1 protein-coding gene and 1 pseudogene are annotated in these 743 nt (G+C 38.2%); both read left to right on the plus strand.

Features of this window, described 5'->3' with window-relative positions:
* On the plus strand, positions 1 to 489 hold a 489-nt coding region (locus ACFIO5_RS11640; protein ID WP_375705497.1), incomplete at its 5' end, for an ABC transporter permease.
* 2 nt (positions 490 to 491) lie between these two features.
* Positions 492 to 743 (plus strand): annotated as a pseudogene (locus tag ACFIO5_RS11645) (D,D-dipeptide ABC transporter permease); the annotation flags it as partial.

The raw sequence follows: 743 nt of genomic DNA on the forward strand, positions 1-743 counted from the left end.
GAATATTCTTTTGAACAGAGAACAGGCTTTTTTCTTTGGGATACTGCAATGCAGGGACAGTGGGAGGCTTTTGGCAATGTTTTTAGTCATATTATTATGCCTGCTTTAATCTTAGCTTTCGGTGCTATGGCCTATATTAGTCGTATGACTCGTGGATTTATGATTGAACAACTTAATCAGGAATATATTATTACTGCACGTGTGAAAGGATTATCTTGGATGCGAACGGTTTGGTTCCATGCTTTCCGCAATGCTGCTGTTCAGATTATCACTGTTGTTGGGCTTTCTTATGCTTTTTTATTAGAAGGTGCCGTATTGACAGAGACAGTTTTCGCTTGGCCTGGTTTCGGACGTTACTTGACCAATGCTCTTTTGGCAGGAGATATGAATGCAGTTGTTGGGTGCACGCTGCTAGTAGGGGGGCTCTTTGTTGCCATTAATTTATTTTCTGATTTACTTTATCGCATCTTTGATCCAAGGACACGCTGAATATGACTACTTCAATGAATCATCATAAACCGCAATCTTCATTTTCTTTAAGTTATTGGTTATATGAAGCTGTTCCGCGGTCAATAGTTCAAGCGAACATACAAAAAATTTATCATTCAGTGATCAAATTCTTTCATAATTTTTCGGCCGTATTCGGTCTAATTATTATTTTTGTTATTATTTGATGTGCAGTTTTTGCTCCTTGGATTGCTACCCATGATTTTATGAGCAATGATCTTGCTCATCGGTTGCAG

It is taken from the genome of Bartonella sp. AA86SXKL (genome assembly GCF_042196885.1).